General features: G+C 72.1%; 19 protein-coding genes. 8 read left to right on the top strand and 11 right to left on the bottom strand.

What is annotated here, in order from left to right:
- Nucleotides 1-47: 47 nt before the first annotated feature.
- The 4 genes from ACN20J_RS37400 to ACN20J_RS37385 all read left to right on the top strand — a co-directional run bounded on the left by ACN20J_RS37400 (nucleotide 48) and on the right by ACN20J_RS37385 (nucleotide 7,055).
- The gene (locus ACN20J_RS37400; RefSeq protein WP_419667605.1) at nucleotides 48-2,450 is read left to right on the top strand and encodes a protein kinase domain-containing protein; all 2,403 of its coding nucleotides are present in this window, start codon (nucleotides 48-50) and stop codon (nucleotides 2,448-2,450) included.
- Nucleotides 2,447-4,099, top strand: a complete 1,653-nt coding sequence (locus tag ACN20J_RS37395; protein WP_419667604.1) for a hypothetical protein — start codon at nucleotides 2,447-2,449, stop codon at nucleotides 4,097-4,099. Before ACN20J_RS37400 ends, ACN20J_RS37395 begins: the two co-directional genes overlap by 4 nt.
- A 125-nt stretch (nucleotides 4,100-4,224) precedes the next feature.
- Entirely contained in the window at nucleotides 4,225-6,294 is a 2,070-nt protein-coding gene (locus ACN20J_RS37390) for an AAA family ATPase (RefSeq protein WP_419667603.1), read from the top strand.
- Nucleotides 6,291-7,055: an FHA domain-containing protein gene (locus tag ACN20J_RS37385; RefSeq protein WP_419667602.1), complete on the top strand. Its 765-nt coding sequence runs from the start codon at nucleotides 6,291-6,293 to the stop codon at nucleotides 7,053-7,055. Before ACN20J_RS37390 ends, ACN20J_RS37385 begins: the two co-directional genes overlap by 4 nt.
- 39 nt (nucleotides 7,056-7,094) lie before the next feature.
- Here the strand turns inward: ACN20J_RS37385 and ACN20J_RS37380 are convergent, their stop codons facing one another.
- The 3 genes from ACN20J_RS37380 to ACN20J_RS37370 are packed head-to-tail and all read right to left on the bottom strand — an operon-like array spanning nucleotide 7,095 to nucleotide 12,120.
- The gene (locus ACN20J_RS37380; protein WP_392785458.1) at nucleotides 7,095-7,766 is read right to left on the bottom strand and encodes an RES family NAD+ phosphorylase; all 672 of its coding nucleotides are present in this window, start codon (nucleotides 7,764-7,766) and stop codon (nucleotides 7,095-7,097) included.
- Complete coding sequence (locus ACN20J_RS37375; RefSeq protein WP_419667601.1) at nucleotides 7,766-8,431, bottom strand: hypothetical protein; 666 nt, start codon at nucleotides 8,429-8,431, stop codon at nucleotides 7,766-7,768. Before ACN20J_RS37375 ends, ACN20J_RS37380 begins: the two co-directional genes overlap by 1 nt.
- Nucleotides 8,428-12,120 carry a CHAT domain-containing protein gene (locus tag ACN20J_RS37370; RefSeq protein ID WP_419669023.1) on the bottom strand — a complete coding sequence of 1,231 codons (3,693 nt, stop codon included), beginning with the start codon at nucleotides 12,118-12,120 and terminating at the stop codon, nucleotides 8,428-8,430. The genes ACN20J_RS37375 and ACN20J_RS37370 overlap by 4 nt, the downstream gene beginning before the upstream one ends.
- 176 nt (nucleotides 12,121-12,296) lie before the next feature.
- On the opposite strand from ACN20J_RS37370, the gene ACN20J_RS37365 reads away from it, so the two are divergent.
- Both ACN20J_RS37365 and ACN20J_RS37360 read left to right on the top strand, forming a co-directional pair.
- Nucleotides 12,297-12,758: a hypothetical protein gene (locus tag ACN20J_RS37365; RefSeq protein ID WP_190226888.1), complete on the top strand. Its 462-nt coding sequence runs from the start codon at nucleotides 12,297-12,299 to the stop codon at nucleotides 12,756-12,758.
- Nucleotides 12,755-13,408: a hypothetical protein gene (locus tag ACN20J_RS37360; protein ID WP_189841234.1), complete on the top strand. Its 654-nt coding sequence runs from the start codon at nucleotides 12,755-12,757 to the stop codon at nucleotides 13,406-13,408. The genes ACN20J_RS37365 and ACN20J_RS37360 overlap by 4 nt, the downstream gene beginning before the upstream one ends.
- An 80-nt stretch (nucleotides 13,409-13,488) precedes the next feature.
- Here the strand turns inward: ACN20J_RS37360 and ACN20J_RS37355 are convergent, their stop codons facing one another.
- Together ACN20J_RS37355 and ACN20J_RS37350 are read right to left on the bottom strand one after the other, a co-directional pair.
- Nucleotides 13,489-13,920 carry a hypothetical protein gene (locus ACN20J_RS37355; RefSeq protein ID WP_189841233.1) on the bottom strand — a complete coding sequence of 144 codons (432 nt, stop codon included), beginning with the start codon at nucleotides 13,918-13,920 and terminating at the stop codon, nucleotides 13,489-13,491.
- A gap of 62 nt (nucleotides 13,921-13,982) precedes the next feature.
- Nucleotides 13,983-14,855, bottom strand: a complete 873-nt coding sequence (locus tag ACN20J_RS37350; protein WP_189841232.1) for a SigB/SigF/SigG family RNA polymerase sigma factor — start codon at nucleotides 14,853-14,855, stop codon at nucleotides 13,983-13,985.
- A 159-nt stretch (nucleotides 14,856-15,014) separates the two neighbouring features.
- On the opposite strand from ACN20J_RS37350, the gene ACN20J_RS37345 reads away from it, so the two are divergent.
- Nucleotides 15,015-15,560: a TetR/AcrR family transcriptional regulator gene (locus ACN20J_RS37345; RefSeq protein WP_361920509.1), complete on the top strand. Its 546-nt coding sequence runs from the start codon at nucleotides 15,015-15,017 to the stop codon at nucleotides 15,558-15,560.
- A gap of 58 nt (nucleotides 15,561-15,618) precedes the next feature.
- Complete coding sequence (locus ACN20J_RS37340; protein WP_419667600.1) at nucleotides 15,619-17,166, top strand: MFS transporter; 1,548 nt, start codon at nucleotides 15,619-15,621, stop codon at nucleotides 17,164-17,166.
- Here the strand turns inward: ACN20J_RS37340 and ACN20J_RS37335 are convergent.
- The 6 genes from ACN20J_RS37335 to ACN20J_RS37310 all read right to left on the bottom strand — a co-directional run bounded on the left by ACN20J_RS37335 (nucleotide 17,097) and on the right by ACN20J_RS37310 (nucleotide 24,743).
- Nucleotides 17,097-18,278, bottom strand: a complete 1,182-nt coding sequence (locus ACN20J_RS37335) for an aminotransferase class V-fold PLP-dependent enzyme (RefSeq protein ID WP_419667599.1) — start codon at nucleotides 18,276-18,278, stop codon at nucleotides 17,097-17,099. The two genes, ACN20J_RS37340 and ACN20J_RS37335, sit on opposite strands and share 70 nt — an antisense overlap.
- A gap of 619 nt (nucleotides 18,279-18,897) precedes the next feature.
- Complete coding sequence (locus ACN20J_RS37330; protein WP_419667598.1) at nucleotides 18,898-19,668, bottom strand: sugar phosphate isomerase/epimerase family protein; 771 nt, start codon at nucleotides 19,666-19,668, stop codon at nucleotides 18,898-18,900.
- Nucleotides 19,665-21,626: a DUF2264 domain-containing protein gene (locus ACN20J_RS37325; RefSeq protein WP_419667597.1), complete on the bottom strand. Its 1,962-nt coding sequence runs from the start codon at nucleotides 21,624-21,626 to the stop codon at nucleotides 19,665-19,667. Before ACN20J_RS37325 ends, ACN20J_RS37330 begins: the two co-directional genes overlap by 4 nt.
- A gap of 114 nt (nucleotides 21,627-21,740) precedes the next feature.
- Complete coding sequence (locus ACN20J_RS37320; protein ID WP_419669022.1) at nucleotides 21,741-22,721, bottom strand: hydroxyacid dehydrogenase; 981 nt, start codon at nucleotides 22,719-22,721, stop codon at nucleotides 21,741-21,743.
- Nucleotides 22,722-22,854: 133 nt separating this feature from the next.
- Nucleotides 22,855-23,778 carry a carbohydrate ABC transporter permease gene (locus tag ACN20J_RS37315; RefSeq protein ID WP_362297212.1) on the bottom strand — a complete coding sequence of 308 codons (924 nt, stop codon included), beginning with the start codon at nucleotides 23,776-23,778 and terminating at the stop codon, nucleotides 22,855-22,857.
- The gene (locus ACN20J_RS37310) at nucleotides 23,775-24,743 is read right to left on the bottom strand and encodes a carbohydrate ABC transporter permease (protein ID WP_189841226.1); all 969 of its coding nucleotides are present in this window, start codon (nucleotides 24,741-24,743) and stop codon (nucleotides 23,775-23,777) included. The genes ACN20J_RS37315 and ACN20J_RS37310 overlap by 4 nt, the downstream gene beginning before the upstream one ends.
- Nucleotides 24,744-24,807 lie beyond the last annotated feature (64 nt).

Below are 24,807 nucleotides of genomic sequence, written 5' to 3'. Positions count from 1 at the left end.
AGGGATATTCCGGAGGCCGTACTTCAGCACCGGGCGGGGGTATTCACATGAGCACCGCGGAACCATTGGGGGGCGACCCGGATACGGCGGGGAACGCCGTTCCGCCCACCGACCATTTCCCGGACGTCGAGGCCGACCCGGCGCGGGGCCGCGAGGCCCGGCCGCATCTGCACGACCTGCCCGAGGAACTGCGCGGGCGCTTCGAGCGGCTCGCCGAACTCGGCACCGAACGCGCCGGCGGACCACGCCCTCACCAGGCCGTGGTGCTGCGCGTCGTGGAACGCGAACCCAAACTCAGGCCGGCGGGTGTCCCGCTCGTCTGGAAGGGCTACCACCACTTCTACGTACCCGAGCGCCGGGTCCACGAGATCCTCGGCGACCCCGTCGACCGGCACGTCGTCCAGGTCCTCGACCACGGCATCGCGACCGGAATGGTGTGGGAGGTCTGCCCCTCGGTGGGCGAGGCCACCCTCGCCGAGTACCGCGCGCGCCACCAGGCACGGGAGGGTGCTCCCCTGGCGACCGAGCACGTCCGGTGTGTGATCGAGCAGCTCCACCGGGCGCTGACCGCGGTGCACGGGCGCGGAATCGTGCACCGCGACGTCGCTCCGGACAACATCGTCGTCCGCGAAGGCCCGCACGGGGAGCCCGAGTTGGTGCTCGTCGACTTCGGCGCCGCCCTGCAGTCGTCGCCGTCGCCGTCCCGCCCGGTGCGGCACTGGGCGGGCAAGCCGCTCTACCTTGCGCCGGAGGCCGCCACCGTCGTCCAGAACGTCGCCCCGTCCGGGGACTGGTGGTCCATGGGCATGGTCGTCGCCGAACTCGCCCTCGGCGCCCACCCGATCCGGCTGCGGGAGCGCAGTCTGGTCCTGAAGCGGCTCAGCACCGAGGACGTGGACCTGAGCGGCATCGCCGACACCCGGCTGCGTGCCCTGTGCGAGGGACTGCTCACCCGGTCCCTGAAGCACCGCTGGGGTGCCGCGGAGGTCGGCCAGTGGATCGATCCGGACCAGGCAGACCCCGTACCGCTCACACGGGGTACCGCGCCCTCCCCCGGAACCGCCCCCGCGCCCGGCTCGCGCGTGCGGCCCTTCTCGTTCATGGGGCAGGACTACAGCGACCTGGAGGAACTCGCCGAGGTACTCGACCGCTGCCATCCGGTCGCGGCGCGGCTGCTGTCCTCCACGCCCCGGCGCAAGGAACTGGTCGAGTGGCTCGGCCAGTTCGTGTCGGCCGGCCCCGCCGTCGGCCGCACCGCGCCCGCCGGTCCCGCCGACCCGCTGGAGGACCTGCGCACTCGGCTGGCCGACGAGCCCGACCCCGTCACCCTCGCCGAACTGCTGAACCGGCTCGGCCCCCATCTGCCCGTCACCTGGCACGGCATCAGCCTCGAAGGCGACCAACTGCCGGTCCCGCTCGAAAGAGCGGTGGCCGGAGACCGGGACGCCCGCGACCTCGTCGAGGCGCTCCGCCGCCCCGGACTCCTCACCGCCCTCGCCGTCCGCCCGGGCGGCGAACAGCTCGCCGCCACCGAGGAGCAGTGGCGGCGGCTGCGTGACGCCTGGGACGCGCAGACCGACGAACTAGCCCTGCGGCACCCCCTGCTGCGCAGGCGTGCCGTACGAGCGGCGCTCGCCCGGGACACCGCCGTCGACGCCCGGCTGCTGCACCTGGCCCGGCTGCCCCAGACCGCCGGCGTCTGGAGCCGGCAGGCCGGCGCGGAGGCACGGCGGCTCGCCGTCCGCGTCCCCTGGTTCGAGCGGCTGCTCGACGAGGCCGACGAGCCGCTGCGCGCACTGGCCGCGGTGCGGCTCGCGCGGCTGGCCCAGCACGACGCGGGGCGGGCGTACGCGCATCTGGAGGAGCGCAGCCGGCAGGAGGCCGCCGTCGCCCTGGCGGCCGCGCGCGACGGACTCGACGTGGCGATGCGCCGCCTCGACATGCTGCCGAACCTCGGCTGGGCGGTCCTGGGTGCCGTCCTGGTCTGCGCCCCGTGGGGCTTCGTCATCTCGCTCTCCGACGCCGCGAATCTGGCTCCCCAGTCCGCCGTCGTCACTGGCTGGCTGCTGGCGATGCCCGCCGCGTTCGTCGTACACGCCCTCGAACTGTGGATCGCGGTCCGCATCGGGCCACCGGGCTACCACCCCTCGCAGTCGCTGGCCGGACTCGTCATCGGCACCGCCGAACGGCCGAGCCGGTTCGCTCTCCGCAGCCTCGGGGGCCGGCTGGTCTCCGCGCTGCTGATGCTGGTCCTGTTCCTCGGCGTCCTGCCGTACGTCCTGCTGTGGGCGCCGTGGCTGTGGCCCGTGGGAACCGTCGCCGCACTCGCCGTGTGGACCGTGCGACGCGACCGGGCCTGGCGCCGGGAACTGCGTCGGCAGCGGGCCGTCCAGGCCGCCGTCCGCTGCGGACGCACCCTGCCCGCCACGGCCGGAGGGAGGACCGCATGAGCTCCGCGAACGGGCTCGCCGGCGTACAGGACGTATGGCCGACCTACGGGTACGAGACGCCTCCCCTCTCCACGCCCGTCTCCACGCCCGACGTCACGCCCGTCTCCATGCCCGACGTCACGAGCCAGCTCCCGCACATGTCCGTCCCCGATGTCTCCGGCACCGTGGACCACTTCGCGCAGAGCCTGGTCCATGTACTGCACGAAATGGTGGAACCGGCGGCCATCGCGCTCGGCGCCATGAGCGGCGCGCTGCTGGCCGGGCGGGCCGCCATGGCAGCCACCGGGATACTGGCGCACGCGGCGGTCCGCGCCGCCGAGGAACAGCGCTGTCTGCTGCGGCAGCAGGACATCTCCCGCAACGCCGCCCAGCAGTGGGAGAGCGCGGCGTTCGCCGCGACCCGCGTCAACGCCCGCCGCGCCGTCCTCGCGGGACGGCTCGCCCGGGCGTCCCGCGGCACCCCGCCGGGCTCACCCCCACCGCCCGCCCCTGTACTGCCGCCGCCCGTCCGACCTGAGGGCTGCCGTCTGGACGCCACCCGGAAAGCGGTGGCCGAGGCGGAACGGGCCATCGACGGGGCTCAGGCCGAGCTGGCGGCGTGGGAGTGCGCGACCGCCGTGGCCGACGCCGCGGACCCGCGGGACACCGCGTGGCAGAAGGTCCTCGCCGAGCGGCGGCGGACCGTGCGCCGCCGGAGCGCCGCATCCGCCCCGTCCACCGGGTCCGCTGAGAGGCCCGAGCGGCCCGCCCCCGTCGCCGGGGCCAGGGGACCCGGCGCGGACGAGGTGACCGCCGTCTCCACCGAGTTGCTCGCCGGCCTGCCCACGGAGGCGACCGCCGAGGACACCGAACCCGTCGTCACCGCCCTGCACTACGCGCTGATATGCGCGCGGGCGGGTGACGGCAGCGGCGCCTCGGAACACGTGGAGGAGGCGCACATCTTCGCCGCCGAGGCGGGCCGGCGCGTCCGGCTGCGCGTCGAGGCACTGACCCAGGCGGCGGCCCAGCTCGACTTCCTCACCACCGAAGTCCCCTCGGACGTCGAGCCGAAGCCGCCCTCGGACGACGTCGTCGCGTTGCTGCGCAGGGCCGTCGAGGAGGGGCGTCCCCTCGGCGCGGCCGATCGGGACCAGGTGCGCGCGGCCGTGGACGAACGGCTCGAACACCTCGAACACCGCTGCCTCCAGCGCGGCACGGAGCAGCTGCTCGGCGCCCTGAGCGGCGGGGCGAACGGCTGGCACGAGAGCGGGACCGGCACCCGGTACACCGACCATGTGCCGCCGGGCTGGGAACCGGATCACTGGATCAGGGTCACCGTCCGCAGGGACGGCATCGACCTGGCGACGCACCGGGCCGGGCCGCCCTCGCCCCGGGACGCGGAACGCTGCGCGGAGGCGAAACGGTGGGCGGCCGACTTCGAGCACGCCCTCGTGGGCCTGGGGCTGGACTGCGACTTCCGCTTCACCTCGGAGGTCGTCGCACCGGGCACACCGGACGAAGGGGCCGCGGCCGATTCGGGACCGTTCGAGCGTGAGCATCTGCGCTCCGGGCGGCGTGCCCAGGACGACCCGCGGCGCCGGCACGACGGGCCACGACACCGGCGGATCGATCCCACGGACGACCGCGAGGGCCGCGAAGACCGGCGATGAGCCGGACGCCGACGCCGACGTCAACTGCCCACCGACCGCTGTCCCCTGCCCCAGCCCTTACCCCTGCCCACGGTTCCGGCTGCCGCCGGCCGGTGCCCGCTCCACCGTCCAGAGAGGAACACGCAGTGAGTCTGTCCAGCGGATCGACCCAGAGCCGTCTCACCAAGCACGCAGGACCGCGCCACGCCGCCGCGAACCCCCAGCGGTCGGCACCCCCCTTCGTCGACGAGATCCTCGGCACGCTCTCGGTGCACAGCCAGTTCGTGCTGCACGGCAACATCCGCGACCGGTACCTGGCCCAGCACCGACGCGGCGGAGAGCTGGTCGAGACCGATCGCAGCCTGCCCGAGTCGCTGTGGGACGGGCTGCGCCGTCTCGGCTACGGCGCACTGCTGAGCTACGACCAGATCACCGGCTTCATCACCCTGATCGGACCCGACCAGGACACCGTGGTCGAGTTGCTCAACGACGCGCTGCGCAGCCCGCGCAGCGGACAGACCGGCGGCCGTACTCCCCAACTCCTGGAGGCGGAACCGCTGCTGAGGGAGATCGTCACCGGATTCCAGGAACGCCGTACCGGGCAGCGCCGGGACGGACGCGAGGCCGAACCGCTGCGGCTGGCGCTGCTGATCGACTACTCCTCCCGGCTGAGCACCGACGTCACCCGGCTCAGCGACGCCGAGAAGGACTTCTTTCTGGCCTGCGTCCAACTCGCCCAGCAGGCGGAGCCGTTGGCTCCCGGCGCCCATCTGCCTCCGCGCGACCCCGCGGGCAGCGGGGAACTGTTCAACCCGGTCATCTGGCTCGCGGACAGCGACCGCGACCTGCCGCACTGGCTGGTGAGCGGCTCCGAGCGCATCCGCGCGGTCGCGGTCCCCGGGCCGGACGCCGACGAGCGCGGACGTATGGCCGAGCTGCTGGCCTCGGAGCACCGGCCCGGCAAGGCCGACGTCGAATCCGCACCCCAGGACGGCACCGGAACCGAACAGGAAGGGCCGTACGGACGGTCGCGGCTGGACCCGGTCACCGCGTTCGCCAAGGCGGCGGCCGGTCTGTCCCTGGACGCGATGCGGCAGAGCCACCGGCTCGCCCTGTCCCGGGGCATGCCGTTCGAGGCGATGCCCGACGCGGTACGCATCTACCGGCTCGGCGTGGAGAAGGACCCCTGGCGTTCCTGGGCGATCCGCGAGCGGATCGCCGGCGGTCGTGAGGCCCTCACCCGCCGGGTGCGCGGCCAGGAGCCCGCGGTCACGATGACGCTCGACATTCTCAAGCGCGCGGCCCTCGGGCTGTCCGGCGCGCAGGCCACGTCCGCCGGGCACCGGCCGCGCGGGGTGCTCTTCTTCGCCGGTCCGACGGGCACGGGGAAGACCGAAATGGCCAAGACCGTCGCGCAGTTGCTGTTCGACAGCGAGGAGGCCTACCTCAGGTTCGACATGAGCGAGTTCTCCGCCGCGCACGCCGCCGACCGGCTGGTGGGGGCGCCGCCCGGTTACGTGGGCTACGAGGCGGGCGGTGAACTCACCCGTGCCGTACGCGCGGACCCCTTCCGGGTCATCCTCTTCGACGAGATCGAGAAGGCGCACCAAGGGGTGATGGACAAGTTCCTCCAGCTCCTGGAGGACGGCCGGCTCACCGACGGACAGGGCGTCACCACCTACTTCAGCGAGTGCGTGCTCATCTTCACCTCCAACCTCGGGGTGCAGCACACGGACCCGAAGACCGAGAAGCGCGTGTGGGACGTACACCCCAAGGACGACTACTCCGACCTCGCGAAGAGGGTGAAGCAGAACATCCGCCATCACTTCGAGTCCGAGGTGGGACGTCCGGAGCTGATGAACCGCTTCGGCGGCAATGTGGTCGTGTTCGGCTTCATCAGCGGCCCGCCCGCGGAAGAGGTCCTCGACCTGTCGCTCGACAACATCGCCGCCGCCCTGTGGGAGAGCCAGGACATCCGGCTGGAGATCAGCCCACGGGCCCGGGGGCAGCTCGGCAAGTACTGTCTGCGGGACCCGTACGCCGGGGGGCGGGGCATCGGCATGGCCCTGGAGACGCACCTGATCAACCCCCTGGCCCGCTCGATCTTCGAGATCCGCCCGCAGTCGCTGCGCGGCACGCTCCGGGTGACGGACGTGACGGAGGATCCGGACGGCTCCGTCGACCTGCGGGTCGAACACGACAGGGACCGTGGATGACCGACGAGGAGGACGACGACCCCTTCGAGGAACTGACCCCCCGCCGCCCGGGCGCGCCCCGCCCGCCGACCGCCGCGTCACCCCCGCCGGGCCCCGACAAGGACGACGAGGACGACGAGGACGACAAGAACGGCGAAGAGGGCGAGGACGGCGAGGCGGAGAGGGACGACGATCCGCCGGAGAGGCTCTCGCCCCGCCGCGCGGACGGGCGTCGCGCCGCTCCTGACGACGACCCGCCGGAGACGTTGTCACCCCGGCGTCCCGGCGAGGCCCCGTCCCCCGGGGCGCCGCCGCCCCGGCTGGTGCGATGTACGGGATGCGGGCGCAAGGTCCCTCCGCGCGTGGCGAGTTGTCCCGTCTGTGCATCCCCGATCGCGGACCAGGACCCCATCGAAGACGGCTCCGCGTCCGCGGCACTGCGGTTCTCCGGCGGTCTGGTGCAGGTGCGTCTGCGCCCCGGGGACGTACGCAACCTCGGCCGGGACCGGGAGTGGGCGCCCCTGACGGCCCGCGGGTTCGCGGACGAGCGGTCGGTGTCCCGTCGCCACGCGGAAGTGGCCCTGCGACCGGACGGCACCCTGTGGGTGACGGAGTACCGGGACGGCACCACCCACGGCACACGCGTCAACGGTGAGTACCTTCTCCCGGCCGTGCCACGGCAGTTGGCCGACGGCGACCGCCTCGTCCTGGGGCTCCATTCCGAGGCGACCGTGTCGCTGTGCGCTCAGGGCGAGGACTCGTCCGCCGAGGCGGGAGTCTGAGCGCGGGCGTCTGAGCGCGGGAGCCCGAGCGGACCCGCGTCAGCGTCCCGCCGCGGGCTCCGCGTCCGAGACCGTCGCACGGACCGGGCTCAGCAGCCGCCGCGCCTCGGCCGCTCCCTCCGGCGTACTCAGGGACACCGTGCGCTCGGGCACCGGCTCCAGCGGACCCTTGCCGCAGCGGTCGCCGAACAACTGGAGTGCCTCGCGCGGCCGGTGGCGCTTGGACTGCCACAACAGCCCCTGTATGCCGGGGGCGTGCTCCCTGATCAGTCGCACCCAGTACCGGGTCTTGGCGTAGTCGTCCCGCTCCGCGTCGACGAGCCAGGAGTCCTGCCACACCGCGGCCAGCCCCTCCGCGCTCATCAGGTCCACGAGGGCGAGGTCGGTGGTGGTGCGCAGCACGGACAGGCGGTACTTGCTCGCGAGTGCCCTGGGGATACGGCGCTGGGCCCACGGCCCGTCGAACCGCACCGACCGCAGGAGCACCTCGCTGAGCGCGGTGACGGGATCGAGTGCCGCGTACAGATAGGGGAACGGGTCCTGTTCGGTGGCGCCGAAGCGGTCGCCGTCGAAGAAGGCGTGCTGGCGGCTGGGGTTGAACGAGTCGGGCGGACGCGTCTCGCGGTGGCAGCGGTACAGCTCCGTGCCGACGGGCAGCACCCGGACCAGCGGCTCCATGCGGGCCCCCTCGGGCGGGGCGTGGCCGGCCATCAGTCGTCCTCCAGGAGGGCGCGGGCGGCGGCGAGAACGAGCTCGTCCGGTGCCACGTCCAGCAGTTCGGCCGGGACGCCGTCCAGCCATTCGTTGTCCCCCAGCCACCAGTCGGCGGCGCCCCACGGGTCCTGGCCGGCGAGCAGCAGCCGGTTCACCGCGCGCACCACCGGACGCAGCTCACCGGTGGCGGGTACGAACTGGAACTGCGGGTAGCGGTCGCCGAGTTCGGGGTCGTGCAGCCGGATCAGGTCGTCGGCCGCCGCGTCCGTCACGGCCGCGATCACCGAGTCCGCGCCCCGCGCCGGGGCGTGCAGCAGCCGCTGCCGGGTGGTGTCCAGGAGCTCCTCGGCCGTCGGTGGCGGGCCGGCCAGGAAGCCGAGCAGGTCACCGAGGCGGTCCCGGTCGACGACGACACCGCCGCTCGGGTCGCGTTCGGCGTACCGTACGCCGTCGCGCAGCGCCGCGCCGACGGGGTGGTGCTCGGGCATCACACGCAGCATCCGGCCCACTTCCCGTGCGGCTCGCCGGGTGGGGCCGCGGCCGACGGCGTCGCCGAGCTCGGTGACCCGGCGCAGCAACTGGGCCCGCTCGTCCGAGCCCAGTTCGGCGAGTGTCTGGGCCCAGTGGCGGTGCAGCAGAGCGATCAGCTGGTCGGGGGTCATCGGGCCGGGTCCCTCCGGGGAGGCTCGGGGGCGGGATTGCCCTGGTGGATGAAGGCGGCCCAGTTCTGGAGTTCGCCGATGTCCTGCTGCGCGAGGAACTCGTCCAGCAGGCTCAACCCCTTGACGGGACAACGGTGTTCGGCCGGGGTGAGGGCGTGGCGCTGGGTGGCCCGCAGGGCGTCCGGCGGGGCGAGACCGGCGTTGAGATGGTGGTGCAGGACCGTCATCAGGGCCGGGGTGACACCGTCCGACACGGCCCAGCGGGAACCGATGACATCCGTGGCCAGCCGGTGCACGAGCGCGGTGGTGAGGGTCAGGGCCTCGTCGTGGTCCGCCTCGCTCACGTCGGTCTCGCACGCGCTGAGTACCACGAGGGGTCCGCTGCGGTCCCCGACCGACGGGGTGTCCAGCAGGGTGGTCACGGTGAGATGACCGGTCTCGGGGGGAGCGCCTTCCGCGTACCACAGGTGCAGCGCGGAGCGGGTGGGGTCGGTGCCGGCGGTCCCATGGCACGCCAGGTGCACCATCGCGGCGCGGGCGGCCGTGGCGAACGGCTCGGAGCCGAGCACCTTGAGGAGCGCGGACGGCTCGGCGCCGAGCGCCTTCAGGACGGCGAACGGCGTGGGGAGGTCGGGGCCGGTCTCGGTGTCGCCGTGCAGGACGCGGGCGTCGCCGTAGTAGGCCCGGCTCAGCGCCTGGATCTCGTCCTCGGCGTAGTACAGGTCCCTGGGCTCCGCGACCAGCACCTGTCCACCCGCGATCGGCAGCCTCGACCGCCGTGTCCCATGGACCAGTTCGGAGCCGGACGCGGCGAAGGTCACGACCGCGAGTTCACAGAGGTGGGCGGTCGAGGGGGCGTCGGTCCCCTCGCTGCCGTCGTCGGAGTCCTCCAGGGGCAGCGGCAGTCGTGCGGCCTGCCACGGTACGGCGCCCAGGTCGCCGCAGGGCACGAGCACCAGCCGGACCGGTTCCGGGGACGCGTCGGCGCCGTCCGGCCGCAGCCCGCTCTCGGCCAGCGCGCGCTGCCACAGGCCCAGTGCGTCCAGCACCGGTGCCATGACCGACCCGCCCGCCCAGTCGCACAACTGCTCCAGGGACCGCTGCCACTTGCCCGACGCGCGACGGACCGCGGGAATCGCGTCGATGCCGGTCGCGTCCGTGCCCCGGCTGCGCCGCAGTTCGACCCCGGCCCGCACGAACTCCTCCAGCGGCCCGCGATCCGCGGTCGACAGCCCCGGCAACTCCACCACCCGTACTCCGATTCCGGGCCGCAGGAGCAGCGCGGCACCCGTGTCGTCGTCGGTGCCCGGCACGAGATAGACCAGCGCGTCGGCCCGGCAGCGGACCAGCGTCGCGCCGAGAACCGGTGTGGGCGGCGGCCCAGATGCAGCGCTCGCGGCGCCTGGGGCCGTGCGCACCAGCTCCAACGCCTCTCGGCGCAGCGCGCTGGGCAGCCGCGGCACTCCCGTCGCGTCCGGGTGGAGCACCTCGTCGAGGACCGCGGGTCCGGTGGCGCCGGTGGTCACCGTGGCCTGCCGCCATGCCTCCGCCGTCTCGTAGGCGCCCAGTGCCTCCAGCCGGTCGGCCACCGTGGTGCCGGCCGCGGCGGCGTGCAGGACCAGGGCGCGCCCGGCCTCCAGACAGGCGACCGCCTCCTCGGGCCGGCCCAGGCGTACGGCCCAGCCCGCCGCACGGACGCCGAGGCTGCCGGCCGCCCGGGCGGCGCGCAGTCCGTGCTCGGCGCCGAGCTGGAGCAGTACGTCGTCGGCCGAGGCGCGCAGGGCTGACCTGGCGTGGGCGAGCGCCCGGGTCAGCCGGTCCCGCAGGGCGTCGTCGTGGGCGGGGTCGCCGGAGCCGGCCCGCTGTGCGAGGGCAGTGGCCAGCTGCTCGTGCAGCGGCACCACGAGATCGGCCGCGTCGGTCCTGGCCCGGCTGCTCTCGGCGCTCAGGTCGGCCTCGGCCCGCTCCAGTTCGGCGATGGCGTCGTCGAGGAGGGCCGGGTCGCCCTCGCGGCTGTGCAGGGCGCGCAGGGCGAGTGCGATGGCCACCCGGTTGCGGGGGCGCTGCCCGGACACGGAGGCGGGCGCGTCCAGCGCGGCCCGTGCCGATTCGAGGGAGCGCCGCATTCGCTCGGAGTCCGGTTCGAGGTGGGTGGCGAGCGCGAGCAGGGGGGCTTCCATCGCGGCGAGCAGCGGGCGGGCGAAGGGGAGCGTGCCGGTGTGCGCCAGGGCGGCTGCATGCTGGTCGACCGCGCTGCGCAGCGCGGTCAGGTCGGCAGTCAGCTGCACCCGGACGAGTTCGAGGCCGCAGAGGATGATCCGGGGCAGCCCGCTCCACTCGCTGTCGTCGTCGGTCTCCTGCGCGATCAGGGCGAGGAGTTCGTCCCGTACCTCGCCCAACGCATCGACGTCACGCTCGCGTTGGGCCCGTTCGAGGGCGAACTGGGCCTGGAGACAGCGGTTCATGAGCAGCAGGCCGGGGGCGCCGGGCCGGTTGGGGGCGCCCTCGGCGAGCAGTCCCCCGGGAGTCAGGCCGGCGTCGATCAGTTCCTGCGCGGTCTGCCCGTCCTGGAGGCTGTGCCCCATCATGTGGGAGCCGACCAGCACCGCGGGCACGGTCGCCTGGAGCAGCCACTCCGTCTCGTGGTCGACGGGCCCGTCCGCCTCCCGGATCTGTGCCAGCAGCTCCAACGCCTTCGCGAAGTGGTCCTGTTCGCCCGTACGCATCCCGAGGGCCAGGCAGGAGAGCGCCGCGAGGGCGTGGGCCCGGCCGCCGTCGGAGCCGGCCGCGGCCAGCATCCGCTCGTTCAGCACGCGCAGGTCGTCGAGCGTGATGAAGCCGGGGCTGATGATCTCGGTGAGGATGGTGGGCGCGTCCAGTGAGCGCGCCATCTCCTCCATCTCCTCGGGCCCGGGAGGCCCGGCCTGCTGTGCGGAGGGCGCCGCGTCCACCGGGGCGTCGTCCGGGGCACCGTCCGTGGGCGGTACGTCGAACGCCTTCGCCATGTATGGCAGCGCCTGTGCCAGCCCGCCCAGTGAACCGCTGTCGGGCAGCATGCCGGGCAGCGCGTCCATGATGTCGTTCAGCGCGCCGGTGTTCCCGTCCCCGGCGGCCCGCAGCAGCGGCACCATGGTGGCGATGCCCTCGATATGAGGTGGCAGCGGCACCCCCTCGCCCGCCACCTCCCGTCCCAGTTCGACGACTTCGGGCAGCACCTCCAGCGCGTTCATGCCCTGCACGGCGGCCGGCAGGCCGATGGGAAGGTACCGGGCCAGGCCGGGTGGCAGCGCGTTCGCCCCGCTGTCGGCCGGGGAGATGTCCAGCAGCGGAGCCAGCAGCAGGACGGCCAGGTCACGGGCGGCGTCGCGACGGAGACCGGGGTCCAGATCGGGCATCCGCCGCGCCTCGCGGAGCAGTTCGACGGCCCGTGTGCGGTCGTCGGGGTCCCGCCCGTCCGCCCACCGGGCCGCGACCAGCGCCCCGAGCCGGGCGGTGAGCTCGGCCCCCGGTCCGGACGCCGTCTCCCCGCCGCACTTCTCGAGTTCGGCGATCAGCACGTCCCGGGTGGCCTTGTCCGGGCCGGCCGGGGCCAGTTCTTTCCCCGTGTACGTCACCCCGGCGCCGACGGCGCGGCTGAGGAACCGTCGCACCCGCTCCCCGTCCGAGTCCGCTCCGAGTCCCTCGTCCACCGTCAACTGCCGCCCCGTTCCGTTCAGTTCCGTCCCCGGGCCGGTACCGCTCCCCCGTGCGGTACCGACCCCTGGCCGACCACACGGCCCCCTGCCGCACGGTCACGGCGTCATGATGCTCCGGCCCACCCGTACGGGCGAGGACTTTGCGGCGTACGACCAGAATGCGACCGGCTTTGGACCGAACCCGTCCCGACCTGCGCGCAAGAGGCCACGAGCAGGACAGCGACGAGCGCTGCGGGCCCATGGGTGCGATCCCGGCCCTCACCTGCTGGCACCATCGGCTCCTGGAGGCGGGCGGACGCGCGCCGTACGTGCAGGAGATGCCGATGCCCCGACGTCCCCACCCCTTCGAGGAGATCACCCGTCCCACCTACGCCGCGGCGCACCTCGCCGGGCTGCGGATCGAGGGCAGCCGCCACGAGGCCGTGCTCAGCGGCGTCTGTCCCCGCTGCGAGCACCCCTTCCAGTTCGTCCACCCCATGGCCGGGTTCCGGGGGCTGCGGCCGCCTCGGTCCGGCGACACCTACTCCGTCCAGGTGGCCTGTGTCTGCAAGGAGGAGCATCCCGGCCGGCCGGCCGACGACGAAGGCTGCGGCGCCTACTGGATCCTGCTGCTGCAGCGGAACGGCCGGTGAGGTGGCAGGCGTCGCCCGGACCGGCCGCCACACCCGCGGACCGCGCCGCCGCCCGCCACCGCCGGCAACTGGTGCGCCAGGAACTGCCCCGGGTCCGCGAGGCCGCGGCGGCCTGGCGCACGGGGCTGGCCGCGCTGCTCGTCGGCATGGTCGGCTTCGGCCTGATCAAGGGCCGCAGCGACATCCGCGAACTGGCCCCGCCGTACGACGTCGTGGTGGGCTGTCTGCTCCTGCTGACGCTGGCGACCGGGACGCTGGGTGCCGTACTGCTGCTGCGCGCCGCACACGGCAGGCCCGCGGCCACCGTCGTGCAGCAGACACCGCCCGGTGTGCTCGTGTGGGGTGAGGAGGCGCTCGACCACCAGGAGACCCTGCGCGCGGCGAAGGCCCTGACGCGGGGTGTGGTGCTGACGGTGCTGTGCGCCGCCGCGCTGACCGCGACGGTGGCCGTGACCTGGTACGGGCCCGACAAGTCCGAGCCGCGGCTGGAGGTGGTCACACCGGACGGCGGTTTCTGCGGCCGTCCGCGCGGCGTCACCGACGGCCGGCTGCTGCTGCGCACCCCGGCCGGCGAGGTGAGGGTCCGCCTCGACGAGGCCCTCACCGTCCGCGCGGTGGGGTCCTGTCCGGGTCCCGGCACGACCGGTTGAGCCGCCCGCGCGGCGACACGCCCCGGCGACGAACGTCACGGCGGTCTGTCTGCCGCCTGTCCGGGCCCCGCTTGCGATGGCTACCCGGGCTTGCCCAGGGACCAGCCGGACACGTCCGCGAGCCGGCCGCGCCACAGGGGCATGGCCACGGTCCCGTTCGTTCCGGTGACTCCGGTGGCGTCACGCAGGTGGATCCACTGCGGCAGCCGTTGCGGAACGTGGTTCCCCTGCTTGTCGACGACCGCCTGGTCCACCTGCTCGGGAAACCGCTCCAGCAGCCGCGCGCCCGGCCCGTCGACACCGCGCAGGGTCGATGCCCAACCGGCCGCCCATGCCTCGTGGGAGATCAGGTCGCCGTGGAGGAAGGCGCCCCCGACGACGAGAGTGACCGGCAGGGCGACCTCGGTGTCCACTCCGATCAGCCGTACCAGCATCTGCAGTTGGACGTCCGGCACCGGCTCGGTCACGACCGGTGCGGACGGCTGGTGGAGGGGGTCGTGCTCAGCACTCATACCCGGCGGTCCTCTCGATGCTGCGCGCGCGAACTTCGCGAACGTTTCGGACCACGGGAGTCTCAGGTGGGCAGGAGGCCGGTGCGGAGCTTGGTGAGGGTGCGGGAGAGCAGACGGGAGATGTGCATCTGCGAAAGATTCAGTTCGCCGCCGATCTCCGCCTGGGTCATCTCCTGGCCGAACCGCATCTCGATGATGGTCCGCTCCCGCTCGCCGAGCTCCTGCAGCAACGGGGCGAGCGCATGCAGGTCTTCGAAGAGGTCCAGTGCGGGATCGAGCTCTCCCAGGGTGTCCGCGTACGCCTGTCCGCCGTCGCCGGCGTCGTCGTCGCCGCCCGGGGTGTCGATGGAACCGGCCACGTAGCCGTTCGCGGCCACCAGACCTTCTATGACCTCGTCCTCGGTCAGTTCGAGGTGGGCGGAGAGGTCCTTCACCGTGGGGGCGCGGCCCAGCTTCGTGGTCAGGACTTCCTTGCTCTTCGCGATGTCGACGCGCAGTTCCTGCAGGCGCCGGGGGACGTGCACGGCCCAACTGGTGTCGCGGAAGAAGCGCTTGATCTCACCCGCGATGTAGGGAATCGCGAAGGAGGTGAACTCGACCTCCCGGGACAGGTCGAACCGGTCGATGGCCTTGATCAGACCGATGGTGCCGACCTGGACTATGTCCTCCATGTCGCCGCTGCCCCGGTTGCGGAAGCGGCGGGCCGCGAAGGTCACCAGGGACAGGTTCATCTCGATCAGCGTGTTGCGGGCGTACTGGTACTCCCGGGTGCCCTCCTCCAGGACCTGAAGGCGGTCGAGGAACAGCCTGGTGAGCACGCGCGCGTCCTTGGGGGCGACCTTGCCGCCGTCCTCGATCCACGGCAGGTCCTCAGCGGCCTCCGAAGTTCCCGTGCTGACAGCGGTTCCTTGGCGGACGTTCACGGAAGTGGTCACGGTGCCGCCTTAGTTGGAAAGCAGGATGGATGTCTCCTGCCCGCTCAGGGGCGATGCATGTACGGACATTCGTTCGGATTGCCCGCGACCTGGATCTCTGAATCGGGCCAACTCCCCCACCTGCGTAACTGTACCTTCCGGATGGTACAGTTACGAATTATGCGACCGAGTTCGAGAACCCAGATCCTGGAAGCCGCGATCCGTGTGACCGAGAAGGAGGGGATCACGAGCCTGACCCTGGAGTCCGTGGCCGTGGAGGCCGGACTGACCAAGGGGGGCCTGCTGTACCACTTCCGTACCCGCGAGGAGCTGCTGCTGGCGATCCAGCGGCATCTGACCGAGGGATGGGAGAAGCAGTTGGAGGCGCGGCTCGGCAAAGCCTTCGCGGAGGCGACGGCGGCCGAACGGGCGATCGCCTACACGCTGATGGACGTGGAGAGCGAGCCGCGCAAGGCGGACCTGGCGTTCATGGTCGAGTCGGCGTCCGACCCGGAGCTGGCACAGGTGTGGAACTCGTTGGTGGACCGCTGGGTGCCGGTCCCGTCCGAGCCCGATCCGGCCCAACTGGAGCTGTTCCTGGCCCGGATGGCCGCGGACGGGCTGTGGCTGTTCGAGGCGACCACCGGGACAAGACTCACGCCCGCGGTGAAGGATGCCCTGCGGCAGCGGATCGCCGCGCTCACCGAATCGGCCTCCGCGCCGTGACCCACCGGCCCGGCGCCCTTCCGGCGCACCGTCGAATCCAGCAGATCCGAGGTACGGGATGAACAAGGCACGACGTTGGTGGGTCCTGTTGACCGTCTCGGCGGGGCTGTTGCTGATATCGGTGGACATGACGGTGCTCTACACCGCCCTGCCCACCCTGACCAACGACCTGCACGCCGACGCCTCGCAGAAGCTCTGGATCATCAACGCCTATCCGCTGGTGTCGGCCGGCCTGCTGCTGGGCACCGGCACGCTGGGCGACCGGGTGGGACACAAGCGGCTCTTCCTGGCCGGCCTGGTCGTCTTCGGCGCGGCGTCGACGATGGCCGCCTTCGCGTCCTCCCCCGGGATGCTGATCACCGCGCGCGCCTTCCTGGCGGTGGGCGCGGCGACGATGATGCCCTCGACACTGGCGCTGATCCGGATCACCTTCGAGGACGAGCGGGAACGCGGGGTGGCGATCGGCATCTGGGGCACGACGTCGGTGGTCGGCACCGCACTCGGACCGGTCCTCGGCGGCTTCCTGCTGGAGCACTTCTGGTGGGGTTCGGTGTTCCTGGTCAACGTGCCCGTCGTCCTGCTGGCCCTGGTCGCGGCGGTGTTCCTCGCGCCGGGCGGATCCGGCCGCGCGGACCGGCCCTGGGACCCGGTCGCCTCCGTGTACGTCATGGTCGGCCTCGTCGGCCTGGTCTACGCGATCAAGGAGACCACCAGGCCCGATCCCGCACCCCTGCACATAGTCGGGGCACTCCTGGTGTCCTTCCTCGGCTTCCGGGCCTTCCTGCGCCGCCAGCGCACCCAGACCTACCCACTGATCGACTTCGCGCTCTTCCGCAACCGGCCCCTGCTCGTCGGCGTGCTGGGCGCCGCCCTCGCGATGTTCGCCACGGCGGGCATCCAGCTCGTACTGGCCCAGCGCCTCCAACTGGTCATCGGCCACACCCCGCTCGGCGCGGGCCTGCTCGTGGCCGCGTGCGCGCTGGGCGCCCTGGTGGCCGGGGTCGTGGTCGGCGGCCTGGTGCACCGCATCAGCGTGCGCACACTGATCGGCGGCGGCCTCGCCACGAGCGCGCTGGGCATCCTGCTCACCCTCCTGCTCACCCCCGGCGCGGTGCCCCTCCTCGACTCCGCGCAGAGCTCCGGCTGGGTCGTCCCCGGTCTGATCCTGGCCGGGGCGGGTCTGGGCACCACGATGACCGCCGCCTCCGCCGCGATCATCGGCGGCGCCCCGCCCCACCGCGCCGGTATGGCCTCCTCGGTGGAGGAGGTCTCGTACGAACTGGGCAGTCTCACCGGTGTCGCCGTCCTCGGCAGCGTGCTGACGGCGGTCTACACCGGCACCGTCACCCTGCCCGCAGGTGCCCCCGACACCGCGGCCGACAGCCTGGACGAGGCCCGCGCCACCGCCGACCACCTGCCCGCCGAACAGGGGCGCCCCCTGCTGGACGCCGCCACCTCAGCCTTCGACAACGGCTACAACACGACCCTGGTCATAGCCACCGCCCTCCTGGCCGCCGGCTCCCTCTTCACCTACCGCTACCTGGGGCGTGCCGCCAACTCGGCGAACACCTCGACGGCGGAGTCGAGTTCGGCCTCGGTGTTGTAGTAGTGCGGCGACAGCCGCACCAGCGGATGGACACCTCGGTCCTCGGTGTCGAACTGGGTGTGCGCCGCCACGGTGGTGGTGACATTGACACCGCGCCCGCGAAGAGCGGCGGCAACGTCCTCGGTGGACACGCCGTCGACCTTCGCGGTGACGATCGCGCACCGCTGCAGACCGAGGTCGTACGTCGTGACACCGGGCAGGGCGTCCAGCCGGTCGCGCAACAGCTCCCCGAGCCCGACGGCACGCCGGCCGATGCCCTCCATACCGATCTCCAGAGCCTGCTCGACGGCGGCGCTCAGACCGAGGGCGTTGGCGTAGCTCACCTCCCAGGTCTCGAAGCGCCGGGCACCGTCGCGCCAGGTGAAACCCCGCTTCCCGTCCCAGGTGGCCGAGGCGATCTCACTGACGTACGGCTCCAGGTGGTCCAGTGCTTCCCGGCGCACCCACAGAAATCCCGTACCGCGGGGGCCGCGCAGGAACTTCCTGCCCGTGGCGGTGAGCATGTCGCATCCGAGCTCGGCGACATCGACCGGGAACTGGCCGACCGACTGGGTGGCATCGAGCAGGAAGGGCACACCCGCGGCCCGGCAGACGCGACCGATCTCGGCCGCGGGGTTGACCAGGCCGCCGCTGGTGGGGACATGGCTGACACCGACCAGCCTGGTCCGGTCGTCGATCAGCTCCGCCAGGGCCGCGGTGTCGAGCTGCCCGGACTCGTCATTGGGAACGACGACGACCTCGGCGCCGGTGCGCCGGGCGATCTGCAGATAGGCGAGGACGTTGCTGCCGTACTCCGCCCGGCCGGTGAGGATGCGGTCGCCCGGCGCGAACGTCATGGAGTAGAATGCGGCGTTCCAGGCGTGCGTGGAGTTGTCGAACAGCGCGACCTCGTCGGGTCGGCCGCCGACGAGGCGGGCGATGTTGGCGTACGTGGCGTCGATCCGGGCCCGTTCCCGGTCCGCGGCCTCGTATCCGCCGATGGCGGCTTCCAGCTCCAGATGGGCCGTCATGGTCCGAAGGGTCCTCCGCGAGAGGAGCGCGGCGCCCGCGTTGTTCAGGTGAACGCGGTTCGCGGTGCCCGGGGTTTCCCGGCGGATCTCTTCGATGTCCATTCCCTACCCCCGTCTTCTGCGGTCGGACGCCTCAGCCTTCCCTTCCCAACCGACCCAGCCACCACGCGGGGCTCCGCCCGGGGTTTCTGTCCGGGGTTTCTGTCCGGGGTTTCTGTCCGGGGTTTCTGTCCGGTGCGGCTCAGTTTGAGCTGGGCGCGCAGTTCCCCGCGCCCCTAAAGACCCATGGCCGAGGTCCGTTCACCACGTGCGGGTCGGCCTGAGTTGCTCGCGCAGTTCCCCGCGCCCCTGAAGACCCGAGGCCCGTTCACCATGTGCGGGTCGGTCTGAGTTGCCCGCGCAGTTCCCCGCGCCCCTAAAGGCCCGAGGCCCGTCCGTCACGTGGCCTCCGGTCGTACCCCGCGCCCGTGACGGGGGACGGCCGGCGGGGACGTGGCGGGATGTGTGGCCGCAGCTTACGAGGACACGGGGAGGCGGCCACCGGGGCAAACTCGGCTTGTGTCTTCCGCTGCGGGCGGACATTCCGACGCGGCCCCGCACCCAGAAGGCGTGCCGCAACCCCCACCCACCCAGGGGCGCGGGGAACTGCGCAGTCTTTTAGGGGCGCGGGGAACTGCGCAACCAGGCCCCACCCCACCCGCAGCCGAAAACGAACCCCCACCTACTCCCCCAACCCCCGAAGCACCCGAGCCTCCCGCGCAAGCACCCCCTCGTCATCCCCCGGCACGAACTCCAACAGAACATCCATCGCCCCACCCCCACCCCCCGCCCGCAACCGAGCAAACACCCCACCCCACAACCCGCCCCGCGCGGAGAGCGGACGCCGAGTAGTCCCCGGCCACCAAGAGAACGCATGCACGGCGGCAACACCGTCAATCACCGAGTCGAGCCCGACAAGCGCATCCGAGTCGTCCACATCGAGCGGCGGCTGCCAGTACGTAAGAACGTCAGGCCGCCCCACCTCCTCCAGCAACCGCAGAACACGATCCGCCCCATCGGTCAGCGTGTTGCGATGGAACTCGTAGGCGAGATACACCCCCACATCGGCCGCAAGCTCCGCCGCACGCCGAGTGTCCGCGACAACCGCCGCCCGCTCCTCCGCCGAAGCCTCCTCCGTCCCCTTCGCCCCCGCCCAGATCCGAATACGTGGCGCCCCGAGCAGCACGGCGGACCGAAGAACCCCGTCGAACTCCGCAGGGTCGGTACGCCCGGCGCGGTAGTACGAGCCGTACGAGGCCACCGCGAGCCCAGCCTCCTCGGTGGCCCCGCGAACCCGCACGGCCGCGGCCTCGTCACCCGCCGGCACATGGACGTCGGCACCCCACTCCACACACTCAAGCTCCGCCTCGACCGCCGCCGCGAGAACCCCGCCCACATCAAGGTGCCGCAGAGTGACGGAACACAGCCCCAGCCGCGGCGCCACCCGGTTCACCCCAACTCCTCGGTGACCGAGGGGCCACCCGCACCACCCGCACCACCAACACCGAGGTCCACGACCGTACGCACCCCATCGCCCCAGCGAACAGCGACAGCAAGCCCGCTCACCTCAACACCGACCTGCCCGCCAATCGGCGCCGCGCCCACTTCCCCGGTCAGCGACGCCAGCGCAACGAACACCGTCCCCTCCTCCCCCGCCCCAACAACTCCGGTGAGTTCGGGCAGAAGAGCCCAAGGCCCGTACGCCGTCCCCTGCGGCGCCCGCACCACACACTGGTCGTCCCACCCGTACAGCCCGACCAGCTGACTCGTCACCTCCGGCCCATCGAGCCGTACCTCCGAACCCTGTTGGACCTCGGGAACGGTCCCCGGCGGCACCGCAACAGCCCACCCGCTGTGATGGACGGGCGTCCCCACCGGCACACCCACCATGCGATGAACTCGCAGTTCGAGCCGACCGCGGGCCAGCGTCAGACTCTCGATCCGCGCCGACGGAAGCACGGGGCCGCCCTCGGGGAACACCGGCCGATGCCACGAGGCAAGCCAGTCACGCCCGGCACCCAGCGGATGAATGCGTACACGGGCACTCCGCAGTCCACGGGCCGACAGCGCGACATGATTGTCGGCAGCGTTGGCCGCGCTGGTCGGACCGGTACGGGTGGAGTACGCGAACCGGGCGTACAACGGATCTCCCGGCGCCCGCTCCGGCTCCCGCGAGTCGAGCTTGTAGCTGCCGTGGTTGTGCAGGCGCGACAGCCCGTCCCCGCCCGTCGTCTGGATGAGCAGCCCGGGCGCGGGAAGGGCGAGCACACGGTCGGCCCCCTCCACCGGCGCCCGCTCCTCCGTGGCCGTCCACACCGGATCCTCGGCCGGGATCAACAACGACAGGAACCCCTTGGAGGCCCAGTACGGGGACCCGGGCCCGGAGTACCGCTGGAGAGTGGCCTCGTGCGGCCCGTACCAGCCAAGTCCGAGCAGCCCGTCCGCGGTCGGCACGCCCCGGTCGAGGAAGTGCCGCAGCCCCCCGCTGAGGATGCGGCGGCTGACGCCCGGGTCGAGCGGTGTCTCACCGGTGAGCGCGCCGAGCGCCACGGCGGTGACGGCCGCGAAGCGGTAGGTCAGCGAGCGCCCGTGGTGAATCGGCGCGCCGTTCGCATCGAAGAGCAGCGCGAACCCGTCCAGGAACTCCCGCAGCCGCGGGCCGAGTCGGTCGAGCAGCTCCCGGTCCCCGGTGAGGTGGGCGTGGAGCAGCGGATAGAAGTGGAGGGCCCAGCCGTTGTAGTGGTCGAAGGAGCGGCCGTCGCCGTCGGAGTACCAGCCCTGGCCCTGGTACCAGCCGTCGAGCAGGCCGAGCGCGCGGTCGATCGCCCCGCGTGTCTCGGCGTCGCCCCGCCCCACGGACTCCAGGAACCCGGCCACGGTCAGCGGGAAGAGGTACCAGTTGTTGGGCGCGGGCGTGTGCCGCAGCGCGCCGCGCAGCCACTGCTCGACGCGGTCCTGGTCGTCGGCCGGGAGGGTGTCCCAGGTCCAGGGCGCGGTGAGCCGCAGGGCCAGCGCCACGGAGGCCGACTCCACCATGGGCTGCCCCTGGATGCCGTGGTGGCCGATCTCCGGCCAGGACTCGGCGTCGTCGCGGCCGGGGGTGCGGGTGCCGCGCGCGAGGCCGGCGGTGTAGCGCTCCAGGAAGCCGTGCGGGTCCTTGCCGGACGCCCCGGAGGTGCGGAACGCGGCGAGCAGGAACGTACGGGCGAACCCTTCGAGACCGTCGGAGCGCACCCCCGACCGCGAGGGCGGGCCGGGCAGGTCGATCAGGGCGTGGCCGGGCGTGGCATAGCGGAGGGCGGCGGCCAGCAGCCGGTCGCCGGTGGCTTCCCAGTGGGCGCGGGTGTAGCCGGTGTGCGGGCTGAGGGTGCGGTCTTCCTCGGGGGCTGCGGGGAGGGGGTGTTGGGGCATGGAAGGGCCACGTCTCCTGTTCGTTCCGACGGTTTCCGAAGGTCCGTTCCGTTCTGGTGGCTTCCGAAAGCGGCTGCGATGGGCAGGCGGGTGAGGCGGGTCAGGCAAAGGAGGTCAGGCGAGGCGCGCCAAGTGTTCGGGCCGGACGGCGTGGGCGAAGGGGCGGCCGAGGGCGTACGACTCGATCTCGGCCAGTGCCAGGTCGGCGAGGCGGCGCAGTTCGCCGCCCTTCGAGCCGGCGATGTGCGGGGTGATGAGGACGTTCGGGCAGTCCCACAGCGGTGAGTCGGCGGGCAGTACCTCCGGCTCGGTGACGTCGAGGACCGCGTTGATCCGCCCGGACACCACCTCACTGGTGAGAGCGGTCTGGTCGATGACCGCGCCGCGCGCGGTGTTGATCAGCGTGGTGCCCGTGCGGAGCCGGCCCAGGAGTTCGCGGCTGACCAGGCCGCGGGTCTCGGGCAGCAGCGGTGTGTGCACGCTGAGGATGTCGCTGACCGTGAACAGATCGGGCAGGGAGACCGGCTCCGCCCCGAGATCGCGTGCCTCGGTGTCCGTGACGAAGGGGTCGTGGAGCAGCACGTTCAGGTCGTGCGGGCGGAGCAGGTCGATGACGCGGCGTCCGATGACCGAGGCGCTCAGGATGCCCACGGTCCGGCGGTAGTTGCCCGCGTCGGGGTGCCGTGCGTTCCAGTCGATACGGCGGCGTTCGGTGCGGTAGGTACGGGCGGTGTCGAGGACGCGTTTGTTGGCGAGCAGGATCATGGCGAGGGTGTACTCGGCGACCGGTACAGCGTTGGCCGCGGCGGCAGAGGACACGGTGAGGCCGCGCTCCCAACAGGCGGCGGTGATGTGGTGGCGTACGGTCCCGGCGGTGTGCACGACCGCGCGCAGCCGGGGCGCGGCGTCGAGTACCGCCGCGTCGATGGGCGGGCAGCCCCAGCCGGTGACGAGCAACTCGGCGTCGGCGAGCGCGTGGTGGGCGGCGGGGGTGGTGAGATCGTCCAGTACGAGGTGCGGGTCGATGTCGGTGAGGGCGGCCAGCCGGGCCCGTACATCCGGGTCGAGGACCTGATCCGCGGTCCTCCGCGCCATGGCGAGCACGGCACGCGGGCGGGGACGGGGCCGGAGGTCGGCGTGAGTCACTTGGCGCTCCTACGAGTCAACTGTGGCTTCTTGCACAACACCTGACGACACGTCACTTGACGAAACATCACATGACGGCACATCACTTGACGCTTCCGGCGGTCAGGCCGGACTTCCAGTAACGCTGCAGCGTGACGAACGCGACGATCAGCGGCACGACGGCGAGCAGCGAGCCGATGACGACGAGCGGGTAGTACTCGGGCGAGACGGTGGCGGAGCTGTTCCAGGTGTAGAGCCCGAGGCTCAGCGGATACAGGTGCTGGTCGGAGAGCATCACCATCGGCAGGAAGAAGTTGTTCCAGATGGCGGTGAGCTGGAACAGGAAGACGGTGACGAACCCGGGGCCGAGCATGCGCAGACTGACGCGTACGTACGTCTGCAGTTCGCCGGCGCCGTCCACGCGGGAGGCCTCCAGTACCTCGTTGGGTACGTAGCCGCTGCTGAGCAGGCGGGCGAGGTAGACACCGAAGGGGTTGAAGAGGACGGGGACGAAGACCGCCCAGAAGGTGTTGACCAGGCCGATCTCGGAGGCCACCAGATAGAGCGGGAGGGCGAGGACGGTCTGCGGGACCATGACGCCCGTGAGGACGAGGCCGAACAGCTTCTCCTTGTGCCGGAACTCGTACTTGTCGAAGGCGTATCCGGCGGAGACGCTGATGAGGGAGCCGACCAGGGCGCCGCCGACCGCGTACAGCAGGCTGTTGAGGTACCACTCGCCGTAGAGGCCGCCGTCCATGGCGAAGAGGTCGGAGAGGTTGCGGGAGAGGGAGAAGTCGCCGAGGGAGAAGATGTCGCTGCCGAAGAGGGCGTCGGCGTTCTTGGTGGACGCGAACAGCAGCCACAGGGCGGGCATCATCGTGTAGAGGGCGGCTATCAGGACTACGGCGTTGGCGACACCGCGACTGGTGAGTCCGGACCTGCCGAAGGGGCGGCCGAGTGGCCTGGTGGGTGACCCGCCGGGCGGGGTCGTGGGGGTCGTCGGGGTGATGGGAGTCGTCGTGGTCATTTCGCGCTCCGTTCGCGGCGGCCTGCCCAGCGCGTCACGGCGAACGACAGGGCGCAGGTGACGACGAGGAGGATGACGGAGGCCGCGGAGGCGAGTCCGTAGTTGTTGCGGCGGAAGGCCGCGTCGTAGATGTACATGTTCGGTGTGAAGCGGGAGTTGACCATCGGCGTCGCCTGGTTCATCAGCATGGGCTCGGTGAACAGCTGCAGCGCGGCGATGAGGGAGAACATGCACACCATCAGGACGGACCCCCTGATGATGGGGACCTTGACCTGGAACGCGGTGCGCACGCCTCCCGCCCCGTCGATCCTGGCCGCTTCCAGCACCTCGCGCGGCAGCGCCTGGAGGGCGGCGTAGAAGATCACCATGTTGTAGCCGAGGCCGCTCCACAGGGCGATGTTGACGATCGACGGGAGCACGGTGTGCAGGCCCAGGAAGTCGATGGTGATGTCGGCCTCGGCGAAGAGCTTGACGACCGGGCTGAGCCCCGGTGTGTAGAGGTACAGCCAGATGACCGCCGCGATGATGCCGGGCACGGCGTGCGGCAGGTAGAGCAGCATCTGCGCGGTGCGCCGCAGCCGGATCAGGCCGGAGTCGAGCAGCAGGGCGAGCCCCAGTGAGCCGGCGACGACGAGCGGGACGAAGATCACGCAGTAGAGGGCGATGGAGCCGAAGCCGGAGACGAAGCTCGGGTCCTGCAGCACGGCGAGGTAGCTGCGCAGCCCGGTGAAGATGGTGCGACCGCCGCCGAAGCCGAGGCCGTCGTGGTCCTCGGAGAAGAAGCTGAGGTAGATCGCGTAGCCGACGGGGACGAGGAACACGGCGACGAGCAGTGCCGTGAACGGGGCGAGGAGCGTGACGTAGGCGAACCTCTGCTGTCGGCGTCCGGCTCTGCGGGTGCGGACGGGGTCCGCCGGTGGCGGTGTGGTCCCCGCCCGTTTTCTGGGAGTCGTCACTGTGCTCACGGATGCACCTCGGATCCAACCTGATGTGCGGCTCTGGAGGGGTGGTGTGCGGCGGCGTGGTGTG

The organism is Streptomyces sp. 2-1 (genome assembly GCF_048564895.1).
Classification (GTDB): Bacteria; Actinomycetota; Actinomycetes; order Streptomycetales; family Streptomycetaceae; genus Streptomyces; species Streptomyces phaeochromogenes.
Note: the sequence above shows the minus strand (reverse complement) of the source record. Positions and strands in the feature narration are given on the sequence as shown.